Source organism: Thauera butanivorans NBRC 103042, from assembly GCF_001591165.1.
In the GTDB taxonomy this organism is placed as follows: domain Bacteria; phylum Pseudomonadota; class Gammaproteobacteria; order Burkholderiales; family Rhodocyclaceae; genus Thauera; species Thauera butanivorans.
In genome coordinates this window covers 61,541-78,422 of sequence record NZ_BCUG01000015.1, presented here as the reverse complement: position 1 = coordinate 78,422, position 16,882 = coordinate 61,541, and the positions used below count along the sequence as shown (strand labels likewise).

At 66.7% G+C, this 16,882-nt stretch carries 14 protein-coding genes; 2 read left to right on the top strand and 12 right to left on the bottom strand.

Going from position 1 to position 16,882, the window contains the following annotated elements; genetic code table 11:
* Window positions 1-2 precede the first annotated feature (2 nt).
* Both TBU01S_RS07040 and TBU01S_RS07035 read left to right on the top strand, forming a co-directional pair.
* Complete coding sequence (locus TBU01S_RS07040) at window positions 3-284, top strand: FeoC-like transcriptional regulator (protein ID WP_068635927.1); 282 nt, start codon at window positions 3-5, stop codon at window positions 282-284.
* 10 nt (window positions 285-294) lie between these two features.
* On the top strand, window positions 295-918 hold the full coding sequence (locus TBU01S_RS07035) for a hypothetical protein (RefSeq protein WP_245650868.1): 624 nt from the start codon (window positions 295-297) through the stop codon (window positions 916-918).
* Window positions 919-935: 17 nt separating this feature from the next.
* On the opposite strand, the gene TBU01S_RS07030 is transcribed toward TBU01S_RS07035, so the two are convergent.
* The 12 genes from TBU01S_RS07030 to TBU01S_RS06975 form a co-directional block, all read right to left on the bottom strand.
* The gene (locus tag TBU01S_RS07030; protein ID WP_068635926.1) at window positions 936-1,367 is read right to left on the bottom strand and encodes an HMA2 domain-containing protein; all 432 of its coding nucleotides are present in this window, start codon (window positions 1,365-1,367) and stop codon (window positions 936-938) included.
* 153 nt (window positions 1,368-1,520) lie between these two features.
* The gene (locus tag TBU01S_RS07025) at window positions 1,521-2,201 is read right to left on the bottom strand and encodes a Fe2+-dependent dioxygenase (protein ID WP_068635925.1); all 681 of its coding nucleotides are present in this window, start codon (window positions 2,199-2,201) and stop codon (window positions 1,521-1,523) included.
* A 70-nt stretch (window positions 2,202-2,271) separates the two neighbouring features.
* Window positions 2,272-4,563, bottom strand: coding sequence for a catecholate siderophore receptor Fiu (locus TBU01S_RS07020; protein WP_068635924.1), 2,292 nt, complete (start codon window positions 4,561-4,563; stop codon window positions 2,272-2,274).
* 298 nt (window positions 4,564-4,861) lie between these two features.
* Window positions 4,862-5,248, bottom strand: coding sequence for a DUF6746 family protein (locus tag TBU01S_RS07015; protein WP_068635980.1), 387 nt, complete (start codon window positions 5,246-5,248; stop codon window positions 4,862-4,864).
* Between the two features lie 65 nt (window positions 5,249-5,313).
* Window positions 5,314-6,690: a flavodoxin domain-containing protein gene (locus tag TBU01S_RS07010; RefSeq protein WP_245650867.1), complete on the bottom strand. Its 1,377-nt coding sequence runs from the start codon at window positions 6,688-6,690 to the stop codon at window positions 5,314-5,316.
* A 37-nt stretch (window positions 6,691-6,727) separates the two neighbouring features.
* The gene (locus TBU01S_RS07005; protein WP_068635923.1) at window positions 6,728-7,531 is read right to left on the bottom strand and encodes a DUF4198 domain-containing protein; all 804 of its coding nucleotides are present in this window, start codon (window positions 7,529-7,531) and stop codon (window positions 6,728-6,730) included.
* Between the two features lie 34 nt (window positions 7,532-7,565).
* The gene (locus tag TBU01S_RS07000) at window positions 7,566-8,078 is read right to left on the bottom strand and encodes a DUF2271 domain-containing protein (RefSeq protein ID WP_068635922.1); all 513 of its coding nucleotides are present in this window, start codon (window positions 8,076-8,078) and stop codon (window positions 7,566-7,568) included.
* A 19-nt stretch (window positions 8,079-8,097) separates the two neighbouring features.
* The gene (locus TBU01S_RS06995; RefSeq protein ID WP_083953505.1) at window positions 8,098-8,805 is read right to left on the bottom strand and encodes a PepSY-associated TM helix domain-containing protein; all 708 of its coding nucleotides are present in this window, start codon (window positions 8,803-8,805) and stop codon (window positions 8,098-8,100) included.
* A gap of 310 nt (window positions 8,806-9,115) precedes the next feature.
* Complete coding sequence (locus tag TBU01S_RS06990) at window positions 9,116-11,278, bottom strand: TonB-dependent receptor domain-containing protein (protein ID WP_068635921.1); 2,163 nt, start codon at window positions 11,276-11,278, stop codon at window positions 9,116-9,118.
* Between the two features lie 282 nt (window positions 11,279-11,560).
* Window positions 11,561-13,957: a TonB-dependent receptor domain-containing protein gene (locus TBU01S_RS06985; RefSeq protein WP_068635920.1), complete on the bottom strand. Its 2,397-nt coding sequence runs from the start codon at window positions 13,955-13,957 to the stop codon at window positions 11,561-11,563.
* Between the two features lie 365 nt (window positions 13,958-14,322).
* Entirely contained in the window at window positions 14,323-15,417 is a 1,095-nt protein-coding gene (locus TBU01S_RS06980) for an alpha-hydroxy acid oxidase (RefSeq protein ID WP_068635919.1), read from the bottom strand.
* A gap of 8 nt (window positions 15,418-15,425) precedes the next feature.
* A complete protein-coding gene (locus TBU01S_RS06975; RefSeq protein WP_068635918.1) occupies window positions 15,426-16,853 on the bottom strand; it encodes an efflux transporter outer membrane subunit in 1,428 nt (475 codons plus the stop codon).
* Between the last annotated feature and the right edge of the window lie 29 nt (window positions 16,854-16,882).

Genomic DNA, 16,882 nt, shown 5'->3' with positions numbered 1-16,882 from the left:
AGATGATGCTGTCCCGACTCAGTACCTATCTGCGCGAGCGGCGCCGGGCCAGCGTGGCCGACATGGCGCTCGCGCTGGAAAGCACGCCCGAGGCGCTCGGGCCGATGCTGGACACGCTCGAGCGCAAGGGGCGCGTGCGCAGGATCGATGGCGAACCGGGCTGCGGTTCGACGTGCTGCAAATGCGACCCGGCGACGGTGGCGCTGTACGAGTGGGCCGGCGCCGCGGCGACGCAAGCGGCGGGCGTCGGACGGTCCGGGGCGCGTCAGCCCGGCCCCGGCTGAGGGGCGGATCGTGGTGGTCGCGCCTGCGGCGCCGGTGCTGGTCGTGATCGGCATCCACCGCGAGGAACTCGTCTTCGGCCGCGAAGTGGCGGCCGGGCTGGCGCCGGACGAGGCCGAGGTGCTGGAAATCCCCGACGGGTTGTCGGGGCGCCGGCCGCGGCCGGACCAGTGCTTCCGCTACGGTCTGGCGCACGAGGCCTTGTACCTGCAGCTGCTGCCCCATGTGCTCGGCCGCCACAGGCTGCTGGTCGATCTGCATGCCGGCATCGACCGCGACGGCCCCTGTGCCGACCTCATGTGCGGCGATGCGGTGCTCGCCGAGCGGCTGCAAGCCCGGCTTCATGAATCGACCGGCGCACCGGCGGCAGGTGTTCCGGTGGCCGCCGGTGTGCCGATGGCGGGCGTGCGCGTGATCCGGCTCGGCTCGTCGGACGCCGTGCCTACCCGTACCGTGATCCCGGAACGGATCTGGCATAACCCGGCCTTTCTCTACCTCTGCATGGAAATCTACCTGCCCGACGATGGTAGCGCGCGGCCGCAGGCGGTGGCGTTGGCAAGGCGCTTGATCGGCCTTGCCGCGCAGTGTGTCGTTTGCGGTGGCGACGCCGTGGCCGCGCCGGACTGTAGCTGTTGAATGCCGCCGCCTGCGCGTCAGCGCAGCAGGTGGCGGCGATGCACGCCGAGATGCACGCCCAGGCAGGCGACGAACATGCCGCCGGTGACGGCATGCCAGCGCTTGTTGCCGGCGGCGGCCAGCGCCAGCGAGGTGGCGAGGCTGCCCATCATGCCGATCTTGGCGCAGCGGTTCACCTGCATCCGCAGCGAGCGCGTGCCGGCGGGGCGCTGCGGTACCGCGAGCGCTGCATCGATCAGCGCATCGATGTCGTTCTCGAGCCGGATCGGATCGGTCCTGTCCGGTGAATAGTGCAGCACGATGCTGCCGGCCGCGGCATTCGGTTCGACGACGACCACGCCGTCCACGCGCTTCAGCTCGGTTTCGATCCGGGACAGACGGGCACGATTGCGCAGCGCCTTGTCACGGATGCGGATGCGCCCCGGCAGCGAGGAGACGACGCGGCTCATCGGTGGTCTCCACGATCGTCTGGTGTTTCGCCTGGGCGGCGGTCAGGCTGCGGGCAGGGCTTACGGGATTGCGGGCGCATGGGCATCGGCTCGGAAAACCGTTCAGGAATCAGCAAGTCGGCGACTATAACCCAATAATGAGAATCGGACTTGTTATGTTTCCACCCAGAGGCGCAGCAGGTTGTGGTAATGGCTGGTCAGCGCCACGGTCTCGGGCGTCTCGCCGAGCTGCGCGCGCAGGCGCTGGATGTTCATGTCGAGGTCGAACAGCAGATTCCGCTTCCAGTCGTCGCGCACCATGCTCTGCGTCCACAGGAAGGAGCAGACGCGCACGCCCGCGGTGACGGGCTCGACCCGGTGCAGGCTGGTCGAGGGGTAGAGGATCATGTCGCCGGCCGGCAGCCGGGCGCGGTGGGTGCCATAGGTGTCCTCGACCACCAGGTCGCCGCCTGTGTATTCGTCGGGTGCGGCGAAGAACAGCGTCGCCGACACGTCGGTACGCACGATCTGGCCGCTGCCCGGCGCCTGGCGGATGGCGTTGTCGACATGGTTGCCGAAGTGCTCGCCGCCTTCGTAGCGGTTGAAGAAGGGCGGCAGCAGCTGGCGCGGCAGCGCGGCGGAGACGAACAACGGGTTGCGCATCAGCGCGGCGGTGACGATGCTGCGCAGGCGGCCGAGCGCCGGCGCATGCTCGGGCAGCTGCCGGTTGCGCTTGACCTGGGCCGCCTGTGCGCCGGCGGTGGCCAGGCCGTCCGCCCAATCCGCCGTCGCCAGCAGTTGCCTGCACTCGTCGAGTTCGCCGGGCGTCAGGACTTCGGGAACATGCAGCATCATCGCGGGAATTCCTCGGAAAATGAAAAAACCGCCCGCCAGTGAAGCCGGGCGGGCGGCAAGGAGAGCCGCTTCAGAACTGGAAGTTCGCCGACAGCAGGGCCGAACGCGGCGTGCCCGGCGTGTAGCGGGCGCCGTTGTTGTTCATCGACGCCACGTACTTCTTGTCGGTGAGGTTGTATACGTTCAGCTGCAGCGAGACGTTCTTGCTGATCTCGTAGGATGCCATCGCGTCATACACCCAGTAGTCGTCGACCTCCGGCATGTTGGTGGTGGCGGTGGCATCGTTGGACGAGCGCAGCATCGAATCGACGTAGCGCGCGCCGCCGCCGACGGTCAGGCCGAAGGGCAGGCGATAGGTGGTCCACGCGGTGAAGCTCAGCTCCGGCGACCACTGCACCGCGTTGCCCTGCTGGCTGGTGCTGCCTTCCTCGACTTCGGTCTTCATCCTGGCCAGTCCGGCCGATACTTGCCATGCCGGCGTGATCGCGCCGACCAGGCCCAGCTCGATGCCCTTCACCGTCTTCTTGCCCCATTGGGTGACGTCGCCGGTGACCGGGTCGGTCTGGGTGAGGTCGTTCTTGTTCTCGGTGCGGTAGATCGCGGCAGTGAAGGCGAGGCGTTCGTCGAGCAGGTCCCACTTGGTGCCGAGTTCGATGGTGCGCGCTTCCTGCGGGTCCATGTTGGGGTTGTTGATGCCGGTGGCGCTGAGGGTGAAGTTCGAGCCGCCCGGCGGCTGCTTCGACGTGGCGTAGGCGGCATAGATGCTGCCGTTGGCCGCCGGCTTGTACAGCGCGCCGACTTTCCAGCTCGTCAGCGTGTCCTTGGCGTCGATGTTCAGCGGCACCAGGGTGCCGACCGGCAGCGCGGGATGGCTGGTCGCGGTCGAGGCGACGACGTTGCGGGCTTCGGTGCGGTAGCGGTCGAGGCGCACGCCGGCGGTGAATTGCCAGCGCTCGCCGAGCTTGGCGGTGTCGAACAGGTAGGCGCCGATGGTGGTCGTCTCGCCGTCGGCCTTGCGTCCGTCCGTGCCCAGGTCGTAGTTGCTGACCGGATCGTGGCGGCTGGGATCGTACAGATTGCCCGGCACCATGCTGCCGGCGCCGACCAGGGTCTTGGTCAGCTGGCGCTCGTGGATGAACTCCAGGCCGGCGCTCAGCGAGTGCGCCAGTGGGCCGGTGCTGAATTCGGTCGTCAGGTTGGTCTGGTTGGTCAGCAGTTCGTTTTCCTGCCACTTGGTCTGGCGGCTGCGGGTCACCGTCCATGTTTCGGGGTTGTTGACGTTGCCCGCGTTGATGCCGTTCGGATTGGTGGCGCTGGAATTCGCGCTGCCGGGCGCGGTCAGCAGCAGTTCATGCCGCACCTTGCCCCAGCGCGAGGTGTTGCGCACCGTGGTGCCGGGCGCGATGTCGTGCTCGACCTTGACGGTGAACATGTCCAGGCTGACGTCCTCGAAATCGTGCTTCGAGCCGTAGAAGTTCTCGGTGTCGACCTTGCGCGCACCGATGCCGGCGGCGGCCAGCGCGGCGTTGTAATAGCCCTTCAGGCCGACCGTCGGGATGCCGCCGTCGGGTACGTTGTCCTGCTCGACATGCAGGTAGGACAGCGTGGTGCGGGTCGGCGTGTCGAGGCCGAAAGCGATCGAGGGTGCGATGCCCCAGCGCTTGCTTTCCACATGGTCGCGGCCGGCGACGCCGCCGTCCTGCTTCATGACGTTGAGGCGGAAGGCCGAGGTTTCGCCCAGTTGCCGGTTCATGTCGGCGGTCATGCGCAGGTTCTCGGCGCTGCCGTAGCTGATGCTGCCGCTCAGCGCGTTGTCGGCGAAGGGCGACTTGGACGACAGGTTGACGTAGCCGGACGGCGCGCCGCGGCCGTTGTCGGCGCCGACCGCGCCCTTGGATATCTCGATCTGCTCGACGTTGAAGGTGTCGCGGCCGAAGTTGCCGAGGTCGCGCACGTTGTCGATGAACACGCTGCCCGAAGTATCGAAGCCGCGCATGAAGATGTTGTCCTTCTGGTTACTGTTGCCGCCTTCGCCGAGCAGCATGGTGATGCCCGGGGTGTTGCGCAGTGCTTCGGTCAGCGAAGTGGCCTGCTGTTCGCGGAGGATTTCCTTCTTGATCACGGTGATGGTCTGCGGCGTGTCGACCAGCGGCTGGGTGAACTTGGGCGAGGACACCGTGTCGGCCTTGTAGGTCTGTTCGCCGCTGGCGGTGACTTCGACTTTCGGCAGCGTGGGCGTCTGGGCGGCCTGCTGGGCCGCGGCGGTGCCGGGCAGGGCCAGGGCGAGAAGGGTGAGGGCGGTGGTCTGATGCAGGCGCGGCTGCTGCGGCAAGGTGTGTTTCTGGCTCTCGATGTGGGCCATGGAGTATCTCCGTCAGTGGGGGCAGGAAGTAAACGCTGGCTGGCTTCCTGGCCGGGAGATATCCGGTTGGGTGGCTGGCTATTTTGTGGAAGCGAATAATAACGATTATTGTTTTCGAAACAAAATAAAATTTATTGAACTTTTTGAGATGTTGTCGGGATACAACAATGCCCCGCTGTCGGCGTTGATGCAGGAAACGAGGCGGCCCCCGCGGCCGGGCACTTCCTCCATGAAGGGAGAAAGTGCCCGGCCGCGGGGGCCGCTCGGGGCAGACCCGGTCGGAGAGACCGGATCAGGTTCAGGGAAGCAGCTTCTCGATTCCGCTCAGATAAGCCCTGCCGTAGTCGATGACGGCTTCGCGGTCCAGGCCTTCGCTGGCGAAGTGCATGTCGGTGACGATCTTGTGCAAGCCCTTGGCCTCGTCGCCGAGCGCCAGCAGCGCGTCTTCGAGCGTGTAGCTCAGACTGTGGACGTCATGGATGTCGTATTCGCCCATTTCACCGTCCAGCAGTTCCTTCAGCTTGGCGTTGGTCTCGCGCAGAATGGCGATCGTCTCGTCCTTCGATTCGCCCTTCTTGGCTTCGTAGTGGTTGACGCGCGGTGCGGCGTCCTCGGCGTGCACGGGCAGGCTGCCCAGCGTGCCGAAAGCGGCGAGGGCGAGAATGGCGAAGCTTTGCTTGATCATGCTTTCTTCCTTGTCGTCGAGTTGAATGGAATCCCCGGCATGACGGCTGCAGCGGTCCGTCATGTTCAATAGATGTCGCGGCGGTAGCGGCCTTCGTGCGCCAGCCGTTCCAGGCGCTCGGAGCCGAGGATGGCCAGGAGGGTTTCATGTACCGCCGGACCCATGCCCACGGCGTTGCCGCAGACGTAGATCGCCGCGCCGCCATCGACCCATGCGCGCACGGTGTCGGCGGCGCCGGCGAGGCGGTTCTGCACGTATTCCGCCGGTTCGTCGCGCGAATATACGCGATCGCAGCGGGCCAGCAGGTCCTGCCGTTCGAGCGCCTCGATTTCCGCGCCGTGGAAGTCGTCGAAAGCCTTGTTGCGCTCGCCGAAGATCAGCCAGTTGCGGCCGTCATTGCGGCGGGCGCGCAGGCGCAGATGGGCGAGCAGGCCGGCGAGGCCGGTGCCGTTGCCGATCAGGATCAGCGGCCGCCCGGCATTGTCGCCGATGCGGAAGTTGGGATGGGGACGGATGCGTCCGCGCAGCACCGGCACCGTACCCGAAGTGTCGGTCAGCTGTGCGGACATCAGGCCTGGATTGCCGTCCGGTCCGCGTACCCGGCGCACCAGCAGATGGACGGCACCGTCCTCGGGCAGCGAGGCGATCGAGTAGTCGCGTGGCGGGCTGCCCTCGCCCGACGGGTGCAGTTGCAGCAGGTCGCCCGCCTGCCAGTCGGGCAGCGGAACGGGGCGGGCGTCCGGCCCGTCGCTGTCGACCGCTTCCAGCTCGACGTGCCAGGCAGGTTCGCCGGCGCTGCCGGGGTTGAGGTGGCGCTGGTTGCGCAGGCGCCAGAAGCCGAGCGCCGGCAGGGCGCTTTCGGGCAGTTCGGCGAGGCCGGCGAAGGCGGCCAGGCGGTGGCGCCAGGTGGCGAGCGCATCGCCGTCGGCACGATCGATGTCGATGCGCGGGAACATCGGCGTGGCGCCGCAGGCTTCCAGCCAGGCGTCCAGGCGGCGGCCGAAGCCGCAGTAGTTCGTATAAGTGGCGTCGCCGAGGGCGAGGAGGCCGTAGCGAAGCTCGGCCAGCGACGGCTCCAGCTCCATCGTGCGCTTGACGAAACGTGCCGCATTGTCCGGCGCGTCGCCTTCGCCGCAGGTGCTGGCGATGAACAGGGCCTGGCGGCAGGCTTTCAGGCCGGCGGCGTCGAGCGCGTCGAGCGCGCACAGGCGCACGCCGACGCCGGTCGATTCCAGCGCCGTGGCCGCTTCCTCGGCCAGTTCGCGGCCGAAGCCGCTCTGGCTGGCGAAAGCCACCAGTACCGCGTCGGCGCCGCTTGCATTGTGCGCGGCGGCGCGCTTGCGATGGCCGTGCCAGATCCGCAGGCAGAAGGCCGCGTAGGCGGCGATCACGCCCGCGGCCGGGCCGATGCGGCTGATTTCGAGACTGCTTATCATCTGCATTCAGGCGGCCCGCCGGCGAGCGGCGGGCCGGCCCCGATCATTGCGCCAGCACTTCCAGCGTGGTGACGTAGGACAGGCGGCGCTCGACGTTTTCCATCGTCTCGCTCTTGCCGGTGACGCCGGCCTTCAGGTAGTACATGCCGGGGTGCTGCCAGGTGTGGCTGATCTGGCCGTCGGCATTGGTGGTGAGGGTGATCTTTTCCAACTGGTCGCGGTAGCGGGTGCCGGCACGGATCATCTCCACTTCGATGCCGGCGGCGGGCTTGCCGTCGACGACGAAGGTGAACACCGCCGGCGAGCCCTCGTACAGGTCGTTCGGATGGGTGACCGGCACCAGCTCGAGGCCCTGGCCGGTCGGCTTGACGTCGGTCGGGCGGCCGACGGTGACGAAGGTCTCGAGGCGCGACACGCTTTCGCGGATCGTCAGTTCATCGGCCTTGGCCGGCACTTTGTCCGCCATTTCGGCCTGGGGACCGCGCCAGCGCTTGGTTTCGCCGCCTTCCTTCCAGCTCGCCATCATGCTGGCATTGGCGATCGCCAGGCGGTAGGTGCCGGCCGCCTGCAGGTTGGCGTCGAACACCGTGCGCAGCTTGCCCTGCACCATGCTTTCGGGTTCGACCTTGCTGCCGTCGGCGGCGGTGATGGAGAGGTTGTCGCGGATGCCCAGCGGACGGTAGTTGAAATAGAAAATGTCGTTTGACACGGCCGCGTCGATGGTGATGTAGCCGGGGCTCGACAGCACGGTGGAGGACGGCAGCAGCCAGAATTCGTGCGCCTGCGCGGCCGGCACGGCGGCGGCAAGGGCGAGGGCGGCAACAGCGAAGTGCTTGTTCAGTTTCATGGGATTTCTCTCCTCGGGTCGGATGGCGGATGGATCAGGGCTTGAGCTGGACGGCGATGGTGCCGAGTTCGTGCTCGCCGCGCACTTCGTTGCGGGTGGCCGAAGCGGGCGGCCATTGCAGCGGCACGGTCACGACTTCGCGGCCGCCGTGCTCGCGCGAGGCTTCGACGACGAGGCGGTACTCGCCGGCCGCCAGCTTGCCGAGCGGCACCTGGCCTTCGGTGAAGCTGAGCTTGTGCACGCCGGGGTTGCGGGTGGCGGCGGTCACGCCGTCGACCGGCTGCTCCAGGTCGCGGCCGGTGCGGCGCCACCACAGGCGCATGTCCTTCAGCCACTTGGCACCTTCGGCGTTGCGCATCTTGACGTCGTACCACACGGCCAGGTTGGCGGCGACCGAGTTGTCCGGGCGCTCCAGCCAGGCGGCGACGTAGGGGCGGCGGTAGTCCGACACGTCGATGCGCGGCAACTCGATCTCGACCTCGATGCCGGCGGCGAACGCGGAGCTCGCCGCGAGCAGGCCGACGGCGAGGAACAGGGGTTTGTGCATGGGTGACTCCAGGGCGGGGTTAATGGACGAAAAGCAGGATGAGCACGGTGGGCAGTACGATGCCGAGCCCGACGACGGGCCATACCGAGGCACGGTTGGCGGCATGGACCTGCAGGATCAGCAGGCCGGTGACCGAGAACACCACACAGGCCACGGCGAAGATGTCGATGAACCAGCTCCAGGCCTCGCCGGAATTGCGCCCCTTGTGCAGGTCGTTGAGCCAGGCGATCCAGCCGCGGTCGGTGAGCTCGTATTCCGCTTCGGCGCCCTGCAGGTCGAGGCGCAGCCAGGCGTCGCCGCCGGGGCGTGGCAGGGCGAGGTAGATCTCGTCTTCCGACCATTCCGCATCCTTGCCGGATACCGGGATGCCCAGCGCTTCGGCCACCCAGCCGGCGGCATCGGCGGGCAGCGGCCGCTCCGCCGGGGCATCCTCGTCGGCCGCCAGCCGGCGCAGCGCTTCGGCCACGGCGTCGGGCACGGCGGCCGTGCGGGTCTCGATGACGGGCCTGGATTCGATGGCGCCGGAGTGGTTGAGCGTGATGCCGGTGATGGCGAACATCAGCATGCCGAATAGCGACACCGCGGAGCTGATCCAGTGCCATTGGTGCAGCGTCTTGAGCCAGTTGCCGCGGCGGGCCTGCTGGCGGGCGACGGCCTGGTGGCCGGACGCCGGAGTGGAGCTTGCGCTGGGCGTGCGGCGGCTCAGGGAGTCGGGAGAGGTCGGCATCGGTAAAGCGCGGTTCCGTCGGTTCGAATGCCCGATGCGGTGTACGTAGCCGCTGGATGTCGGGACCATGAACCGGCGATTCTAATGTTGATAATCATTCGCAACAATAAGGTTTTCTGAATTTGTTGTAGTTTTTTGTACGTCGGAGTGAAAAATCGGAGCGCTGTGTGCCGGACGAAGTCAGCGCGGCAAACAAGCTGCGTTCTGCCTCGTAAGGAAAGAAAGCCGCACTGGCGCATGGCCAGTACGGCTCACTGAACATGATGCGGCCGGCGAGGCGCACACCAAGGAGGGGTGCGCCTGTGCCAGGTCAGAAATCGATGTTCGCGGAAATCCAGAGGGTGCGGCCGGCAGTCACGGTTCCCCTCGTCGATGCCGCAGTCGTGTAGTAGTCGCTGCCAAGCTGTTCGATGCCATTCACGTTCGTCCAGGTCTTGTACTTGGTGAAGTCCTTGTCGAGCAGGTTGAAGATGTTGGCGTTGACCGTCACGTTGCTGGCGAGCTTGTACGAACCGCCCACATGGAACAGCGAGTAGCCCTTGAGGTCGCCGAGCGCCTGATACTCCCTCAGCGTGTTGCCCGAGAAGCCGGAGGGGTCACCATCGAAGCGGCGGCTCTTGCCGCGGTACTCCCCGCGTGCCCACAGGCTCAGCTTGTCGGTCGTGTCCCAGCGCAGCTGTGCGTTGGCGATGTGCTTGGCGGTGTCGCTGAGCTTGCCGTTCTTGCGCCCGTTCTGCTTGATCTCGCTGTCGGTCCAGGTGTAGTTCAGGCTCAGCAGCCAGCGCGGTGCCAGCACGATGCGGGACGTGAGCTCGACACCCCAGGTCTTTGCCTCGTCGTTGTTGATCGAATAGGTTGCATCCGGATTGGCGACGCAGCTCGAGATGAAGTTGACCGAGCAGTCGCCGCCGCTGCTGATCTTGTCCTCGATCTTGTTGTGGAACAGCGTTGCTGAGGCACTCAGGTTCTGCTGGTTGTCGAACAGCACGCCGAGTTCGGTACTGGTGCTGGTTTCCGGCTTCAGGTTCGGGTTGCCGATGCTGATCGAGGTGCCCTGTCCGCTGATGCCGCTGACGCCGTCGATCAACTGGTTGAGGCGGGGCGCCTTGAAGCCCTGGCTGACGCCGCCCTTCACGGTCCAGTTCGACGTCGCGTTCCAGACCAGATAGGCGCGCGGGCTGACTTCGCCGCCAAATGCGTCATGGTGGTCGTAGCGCGCGCCGAAGGTGGCGGCGAGGTTGTCGGCGAGGCGCCATTCGTCCTCGACGAACAACGACCACATCTTCTGTTCGTGATCGTCGGGCAGCAGGCGGTCGGTCAACTCGGCTTTCCACCACTGGCCGCCGACGGTTGCCACATGCGATTCGCCGAGCGGCGCGACCAGCTTGGTGTCGAAAACCGTATTCACGGTTTCCAAGGTGCGATCCGCGCCGATCTGGGGATCGCCGCTGGGGCGCGAGGCGGTCGGAATGGTACGGCCCTTGGTTTCGGTGGTGGTGCGCATCAGGCTCGATTCGAGCAGGCCGAAGGACAGGCGGCTGCTATGGCCGATCGCGACTTGTTCGCGCTCGATGCGCATGTAGTCCTTGTAACCGGTCACCGTCGTATTCGGCGTGATGCAGTTGCTCTGCAGGAAATCACGCCCGCCGAGCCGGCAATCCTCATTGTCGTACCAGGTGCTGGATTGATCGAGGTCGAGCCAGATGTCGTTGCTCTTGTTCGGCGTCAGCGTCAGGCGGGTGCCGACGCTGTGCTGGCGGCTCTTGGCCGGCGCCGGGTCGCGCGCGTTGCCGCTGGCCGCGCGAATGCGCTCGGTTTCGCCGCGATGGAAGGTGCTGCCGCGCACTGCAATGCCCAGCAGGTCCTGGACGATCGGACCGTTCGCATACAGGTTGAGCTTCTGCGATTTGCCCCAGTCATTGTCCTCGGGGAAGCTGGCTTCGAGCCCCAGCGAACCGCTCCATTCCTGCGCGACCTTGCGTGTGATGATGTTGACCACGCCGCCCATGGCGTCGGAGCCGTACAGCGTGGACATCGGGCCGCGGATGACCTCGATGCGCTCGATGGCCGACAGCGGCGGGATGAAGCTGGTCAGCGCGTCGCCGAAGCCGTTGGGTGTGACATCGCCGGCCACGTTCTGTCGGCGGCCGTCGATCAGGATCAGCGTGTAGTCGCTGGGCATGCCGCGGATGCTGATGTTGAGGCCGCCGGTCTTGCCGGTGCTGCCGCGCACGTCGATGCCTTCGACATCCTGCAGGGCTTCGGCCAGATCGCGGAACTGCTTGGTTTCCAGGTCCTGCCGGGTGACGACCGAGATCGACGCCGGCGCCTCTTTCAGGTCCTGTTCGAAGCCCGAGGCGGAAACGACCACCGAACCGAGCTGCTGTTCCTGGGCGAATGTCGCGCTGGATGAAAGCCCGAGGGCCAGTAGCAGGGCGGTGCGCCGAAGGCGTGGTATCGCGGTGTGTGGCATGAAGCGGGTCCTTTATGTGGAAGGAATGATCCGGCCTCCCGCCAGCGCACGGTGTGCTCATCCGTCAGGCGGGGTAGGCTTGTTCTGGAGAAAACCTGGCGAATGATAATGATTTGTATCAGTTGTTTCAATATCGCAATGGTTCTTGCAATCTGGAGCCATTCCGGCTCTGTTCGTCATGTCTGCCGATGCCGGAAAGGGCGACGCACCGACGGCCGAAACGAAAAAAACGGGCTGCACCGAAAGCCGGTGCAGCCCGCCGTTGCGGGGGAAATGCCCTGATCAGAAGCGGGCGTTGAGGCTGATCCAGAAGTTGCGCGCCTTGTCCTTGTTGTTGAAGTCGTCGAGGTAGCTGGGCTGCCAGCCGTTGATGCACGAGTTGCCGCTGGTGCACTCGATGAAATCGGTCTTGTAGGTGGTGAAGTCCTCGTCCAGCAGATTGTTGATGCGGCCGTTGATGGTGACGTTCTTGGTCACGTGGTAGCTCGCGCCCAAGTGGAAGACTTCGTAATCCTTGTAGTGTGCTTCCTTGTTGTTGATCACGCCGCGGTAGCGCTTCGAACGTGCCTCCATGGTCAGGAAGATGTTGAGCTTGTCCATCGCCTGCCAGTCCAGCGTGGTGTTCATCATGTGCTTCGCCGTCTGGTTCAGCGGCCGCCCCTTGTTGGCGCCGCTCTTCTGCTCGCTGTCGGTGTAGGTGTAGTTGCCGCGCAGCGCCCAGGCAGGCGAGATCTGCCAGCGACCGGCCAGTTCCACGCCCTGGATCACGACCTTGTCGATGTTGGTGCTCTTCGAGGCCGTGGTGTAGCCCAGATCGGCGTAGTCGCCGGTGCCGGAGCACTCCAGCCCGGTGCCGGGGCCGCAAGGCTGGCTGGAAATCTTATCCTTGAAGTCGTTGTGGAACACGGTAGCGTTGAAGCTGTGGCCGGCCGGATGGTTCCAGTACACCGCCAGTTCGGTATTGCGGCTGGTTTCCGGTTCCAGGTCGGGGTTGCCGAACTGCGGCGAGGTGCCCTGGTTGCCGAAGCCGCGGATGCCGTCGTAAAGGTCGGTGGTCTTGGGCGTCTTGAAGCCGGTGCTGACGCCGCCCTTCAGGGTCCATTGCGGGTCGAGGTTGTAGATGCCATAGAGGCGCGGCGAAACCTGGTTGCCGAACACATCGTGATCGTCGTAGCGGATGCCGGCGGTCAGCGTGAAGGCTTCGGTCGCCATCCAGTTGTCCTCGAGGAACAGCGACCACATCTTGTGGTCCTGGACCTTGCCCGAGGTGCCGGACTCCAGGCCGAACACGCCATCCTTCAGTTCGCCGTCGATGACCTGGCCGCCGACGACCAGCAGGTGCTCACCCGCGAGATTCTGCAGCGGAATGTCCAGCCTGGCGTCCAGCGTGTATTGGTTGCTCTGCATGACACGTTTCGAGCGCGGCAGGAAGGCGGCTTCGGCGGCAGCCTTGCGTTCTGCCTCGCTCATGCCGGCCCAGGCGCCGGTGCCGTCGAACATCGCCAGCAGTTGTTGCCGTTCGGCCACGGTGAAGGGCAGGGTGCGGCCCTTGTTGTCGGTTTCGACGTAGGACAGCGAGATGAAGCTGTTGCCGAAATCCCACTTGCCTTCATGGGTCAGGGACCAGGCGTCGCGGGTGAACTTCTGCTCGTCGACGTATCCGACCTGTGGGTTGGCGCGGCGGCTCCAGGTGCCGCCGTTGTTTGCGCACGCACCGGCATTGTTGCCGCTGGCGCCCTGGCAGTAGTTCCCTGCCTGCCAGATGGTATTGATGCTGTCCACCGTGCCGAGCGGGAAGCTGGTCCTTCCGGTAACGGGATCGACGACGGGCTTGTTGTCGTACTTTTGCCTGGAGATGTCGTAGTCGAAAGTGATGCGCTGGCGCTCGTCCGGCGTGAAGAACAGGCTGATGCCATAGGCCTGGTTGGTGTTGTCGACGGTCTTGCCGCCACCGCCGAAGCCCAGACTACGAGGGTGAACCGTGCCATCGGGGGCGACCGACGGGGCATATTCGGGGGTGGAGGATTCGCGGTCGTAGTAGCTGCCGCGCAGGGCCACGCCGAGCTTGCCGGGCAGGATCGGGCCGCGGATGGCGAAGTCGGTGGTGGTGTCGTCGCCGAAATCGTTGTCGGACTGGAAGCTGCGGCCGACCGTGACCGAGCCGGTCCATTTCGCGATGTCTTTCTTCGTGATGATGTTGATGACGCCGCCCATCGCGTCGGCGCCATACAGCGTCGAGGCCGGGCCGCGGATGACTTCGATGCGCTCGATCGCGTCCAGCGGCGGGATGTGATTGAACTGGTTGCCGCCGAAGTTGTTGGGATAGATGTCGCCGTGGTTGTTCTGGCGCTTGCCGTCGACCAGGACCAGCGTGTACTCCGAACCCATGCCGCGCATGCTGATGGTCTTCTGGCCGGTCTTGTCCGAAGTTTCGCCGACGTCCACGCCTTCCAGATCGCGCACCGCGTCGATCAGGCTCATGTAGGGCTTCCTGGCGAGTTCTTCCTGGGTGACGACCGAAATGCTGGCTGGCGCGTCGGTGATCTTCTGTTCGAAGCCGGTCGCGCTGACCACCACCGAGCCGAGCTGTTGCTCCTGGGCGAAGGCTGCGCCGGCAGGGAAGACCAGGCCGATCAGCAGGGCAGTGCGCCGCAGGCGCGGAGTTCCAGTATGTGCCATGAAACGAAGTCCTTGGTTGATGTCGGGAAAGTTGGCTGGCTTCCTGACTCGCACATAAGAGGACTTACGCTGCAGGTGGCTGGCTACGATTTGGCAAATTTCTGCGAACAATAATGATTCGTAACAAGCTTTGCAAAGATTTGTTCGTTTTTGTGACGGGCTTGTCTTCAGTTTTGTTGCGGCGATGAAACATATATGACGAATGTGTGGCTGTTCGAGCCGGATCGTTCATCGCCTCGGAAAGGCATGGCTGCGGTGGAGCACGGCCGCCGGAGGGGAACTGCTGGACGTACGGGACGTGTGTGCAGGGTTGCCGCAAAGGCGCCGGATCAAGCTGAGCCCGCGGGCGGTCAGCCCGGGGCGTGTCAGCCCTGGCGCCGGATGTCCGCCAGCGTGGCGCAGCCGGTGAGCGCCATCGCGATCTCGAGCTCGTCGCGCAGCAGGCGCAGCACGTGGGCGACGCCGAGCGGGCCGGCGGCGGCGAGGGCGTGCAGCCAGGCGCGGCCGATCATGACGGCGTCGGCGCCGCGGGCGATCGCCTTGACGATGTCGGTGCCGCGGCGGATGCCGCCGTCGAGCAGCAGCGGCACGGCGCCGCCGACGCGGTCGGCGATGGCAGGCAGGGCGTCGATGGTGGCGGGCTGGGTGTCGAGCGTGCGGCCGCCGTGGTTGGAGACGACGATGCCGTCGATGCCGGCGGCGACGGCCAGTGCGGCGTCGTCGGGGTGCATGACGCCTTTCAGGATCACCGGCAGGCGGGTGGCGGCGCGCAGGGCGTCGAGATCCTTCCAGGTGGGGGCGTGCGCCATCAGGCGGTCGAATACCTGGCTGCCGCCGGCCGGCAGCGGCGGCGTGGCGGGCTGCGGCATGCCGCGCAGGTTGGCGGCGTCGATGCCGGCCGGCAGATGGAAGCCGGCGCGGTGCTCGCGGTTGCGCGCGCCGGCGACCGGGGCGTCGACGGTGATGAGCAGGGCCGAATAGCCGGCGGCTTCGGCACGTTCGATCAGGTGGCGGTTGAAGCCGGCGTCGGGCTGCACGTAGAGCTGGAACCACAGCGGGCCGGCGGCGTGGCGGGCGATGTCTTCGAGCGTGCAGCTCGCCAGCGTGCTGACCACCATGCAGGCGTCCAGCGCCGCGGCGGCCTGTACGGTGCCGGTTTCGCCGGCAGGATGGGCGAGCTTCTGGTAGGCCACCGGCGCCAGCAGGATGGGGTGGGCGAGGCTGTGGCCGAGCAGTTCGAGCCGGGTGTGGCCGCCGCGCACGTCGGCCAGCACCCGCCCGTGCAGCGGGATGCGGTCGAAGGCGGCGCGGTTGTCGCGCAACGTGATCTCGTCGGCGGCGCCGCTGCCGATGTAGGCCCAGGCGTTGTCATCCACCCGGGCGCGGGCCTGGGCTGCGTAGTCGCCGACGGCGGCGATCTCCTGCGGAATGGCGCTCAGCTTGGGCAGCGGGGTGGGCATCGGTCGGTTCAGCCTGCGGTGTGGGCGGCAGCGGGCGTTTCCGGCATGTTCCAGCCGCCGCCCAGGACGCGGTAGAGGTTAACCGCGTCCGTCAGCCTTGTCAGCCGCAATTGCGCCAGCTGGTCCTGCGCCGAGAACAGCGCGCGCTGTGCGTCCAGCACCGTCAGCAGGCCGTCGGCGCCTTCGCGGTAGCGCAGTTCGGCCAGGCGCAGGCTGCGCTGGGCTTCGGCGAGGATTTCGCGCTGGGCGCTTTCCTGGTTGGCGTCGCGGACGGCGTTGGCGAGCGCGTCCTCGACTTCCTTCAGCGCGGCCAGCACCGTCTGCCGGTGGGTTTCGACCAGTTCGCGCTGGCGCGAACGCTGGATGTCGACGTCGGCGGCGAGGCGGCCGCCGTCGAAGATGGTCTGCAGCAGCGAACCGGACAGCGACAGCACGCTGTTGTGGCCGGACAGCGACAGCAGCTCGGCGCTGGCGGCACTGGCGCCGGCCGACAGGCTGATGCTGGGCAGCAGCGCCGCGCGGGCGGCGGCCAGGTTGGCGGCGGCGGCGGCGAGCCGGGCTTCGCTGGAGGCGAGGTCGGGGCGGCGCAGCAGGAGCTCCGAAGGCAGCCCGGCGGCGACTTCCGGAACCTGCAGCTGTGCCAGCCGCTCGCCCTGGATGAAGCCGGCCTGCGGGCTGCGGCCGAGCAGGATGGCGAGTGCCGAGCGGGTCTGGCGCGCGGTGACTTCCAGCGGTTCGATGGCCTTACGCTGGTTCAGCACGGTGCTGCGCTGCTGGCTGAGCTCCAGCGCCGAGGCGGCGCCGTTGTCGTAGCGTGCCTGGACGACTTTCAGCACGCGTTCGGCGATCGCCAGGTTCTGGCGGGCGATGTCGATGCGCTCGTCGAGGGCGAGGGTCTGGAACCACAGGGTGGCGACGTTGGCCGCCATCGACAGCCGTGCGGCGTCGCGGTCGAAGCGGGTCGCGGCCAGGCTGGCGTGGCTGGCATCGCGGGTGGCGGCCAGCCGGCCCCACAGGTCGATCTCGTAGCGGGCGCTGAGGCCGGCGTTGGTCGACTGCGATTCCTTGCCTTCGGCGTTCTGCACGCCGCTGCCGCCGCTGAGCGACAGTGATGGCAGCAGCGAGGCGCCGGCCTGGCGCAGCGCCAGTTCGGCCTGGACCACGCGCTCGGCCTGGATCAGCAGGTCCGGGGCGGAGAGCATCGCCTCGGCGACCAGCGCGTCGAGCTGCGGCGAACCGAAGCGCTGCCACCAGGTGCTGGAAATGTCGGCCTGCGCGCTGGCGGGAAGCGCGGGTGCTTCGCTCCACGCGGCAGGCAGCTCGAACTCGGGGCTGACGACCGGCTCGGTGATGGCGCAGCCGGCAAGCAGGATCAGCGCGGCGGCTGCCGCCAGGTGGCGGAGCCTGGAAGGGCGGGGCGAGTGGAGAACGGGCATGGGCGGGGATGGAATGTGGCGTGAAGTGG

Coding starts and splice junctions, on each gene's coding strand:
- TBU01S_RS07040 (WP_068635927.1), top strand. CDS start 3: ATGATGCTGTCCCGACTCAGTACCTATCTGCGCGAGCGGCGCCGGGCC.
- TBU01S_RS07030 (WP_068635926.1), bottom strand. CDS start 1,367: ATGAGCCGCGTCGTCTCCTCGCTGCCGGGGCGCATCCGCATCCGTGAC.
- TBU01S_RS07025 (WP_068635925.1), bottom strand. CDS start 2,201: ATGATGCTGCATGTTCCCGAAGTCCTGACGCCCGGCGAACTCGACGAG.
- TBU01S_RS07020 (WP_068635924.1), bottom strand. CDS start 4,563: ATGGCCCACATCGAGAGCCAGAAACACACCTTGCCGCAGCAGCCGCGC.
- TBU01S_RS07015 (WP_068635980.1), bottom strand. CDS start 5,248: ATGATCAAGCAAAGCTTCGCCATTCTCGCCCTCGCCGCTTTCGGCACG.
- TBU01S_RS07010 (WP_245650867.1), bottom strand. CDS start 6,690: ATGCAGATGATAAGCAGTCTCGAAATCAGCCGCATCGGCCCGGCCGCG.
- TBU01S_RS07005 (WP_068635923.1), bottom strand. CDS start 7,531: ATGAAACTGAACAAGCACTTCGCTGTTGCCGCCCTCGCCCTTGCCGCC.
- TBU01S_RS07000 (WP_068635922.1), bottom strand. CDS start 8,078: ATGCACAAACCCCTGTTCCTCGCCGTCGGCCTGCTCGCGGCGAGCTCC.
- TBU01S_RS06995 (WP_083953505.1), bottom strand. CDS start 8,805: ATGCCGACCTCTCCCGACTCCCTGAGCCGCCGCACGCCCAGCGCAAGC.
- TBU01S_RS06990 (WP_068635921.1), bottom strand. CDS start 11,278: ATGCCACACACCGCGATACCACGCCTTCGGCGCACCGCCCTGCTACTG.
- TBU01S_RS06985 (WP_068635920.1), bottom strand. CDS start 13,957: ATGGCACATACTGGAACTCCGCGCCTGCGGCGCACTGCCCTGCTGATC.
- TBU01S_RS06980 (WP_068635919.1), bottom strand. CDS start 15,417: ATGCCCACCCCGCTGCCCAAGCTGAGCGCCATTCCGCAGGAGATCGCC.
- TBU01S_RS06975 (WP_068635918.1), bottom strand. CDS start 16,853: ATGCCCGTTCTCCACTCGCCCCGCCCTTCCAGGCTCCGCCACCTGGCG.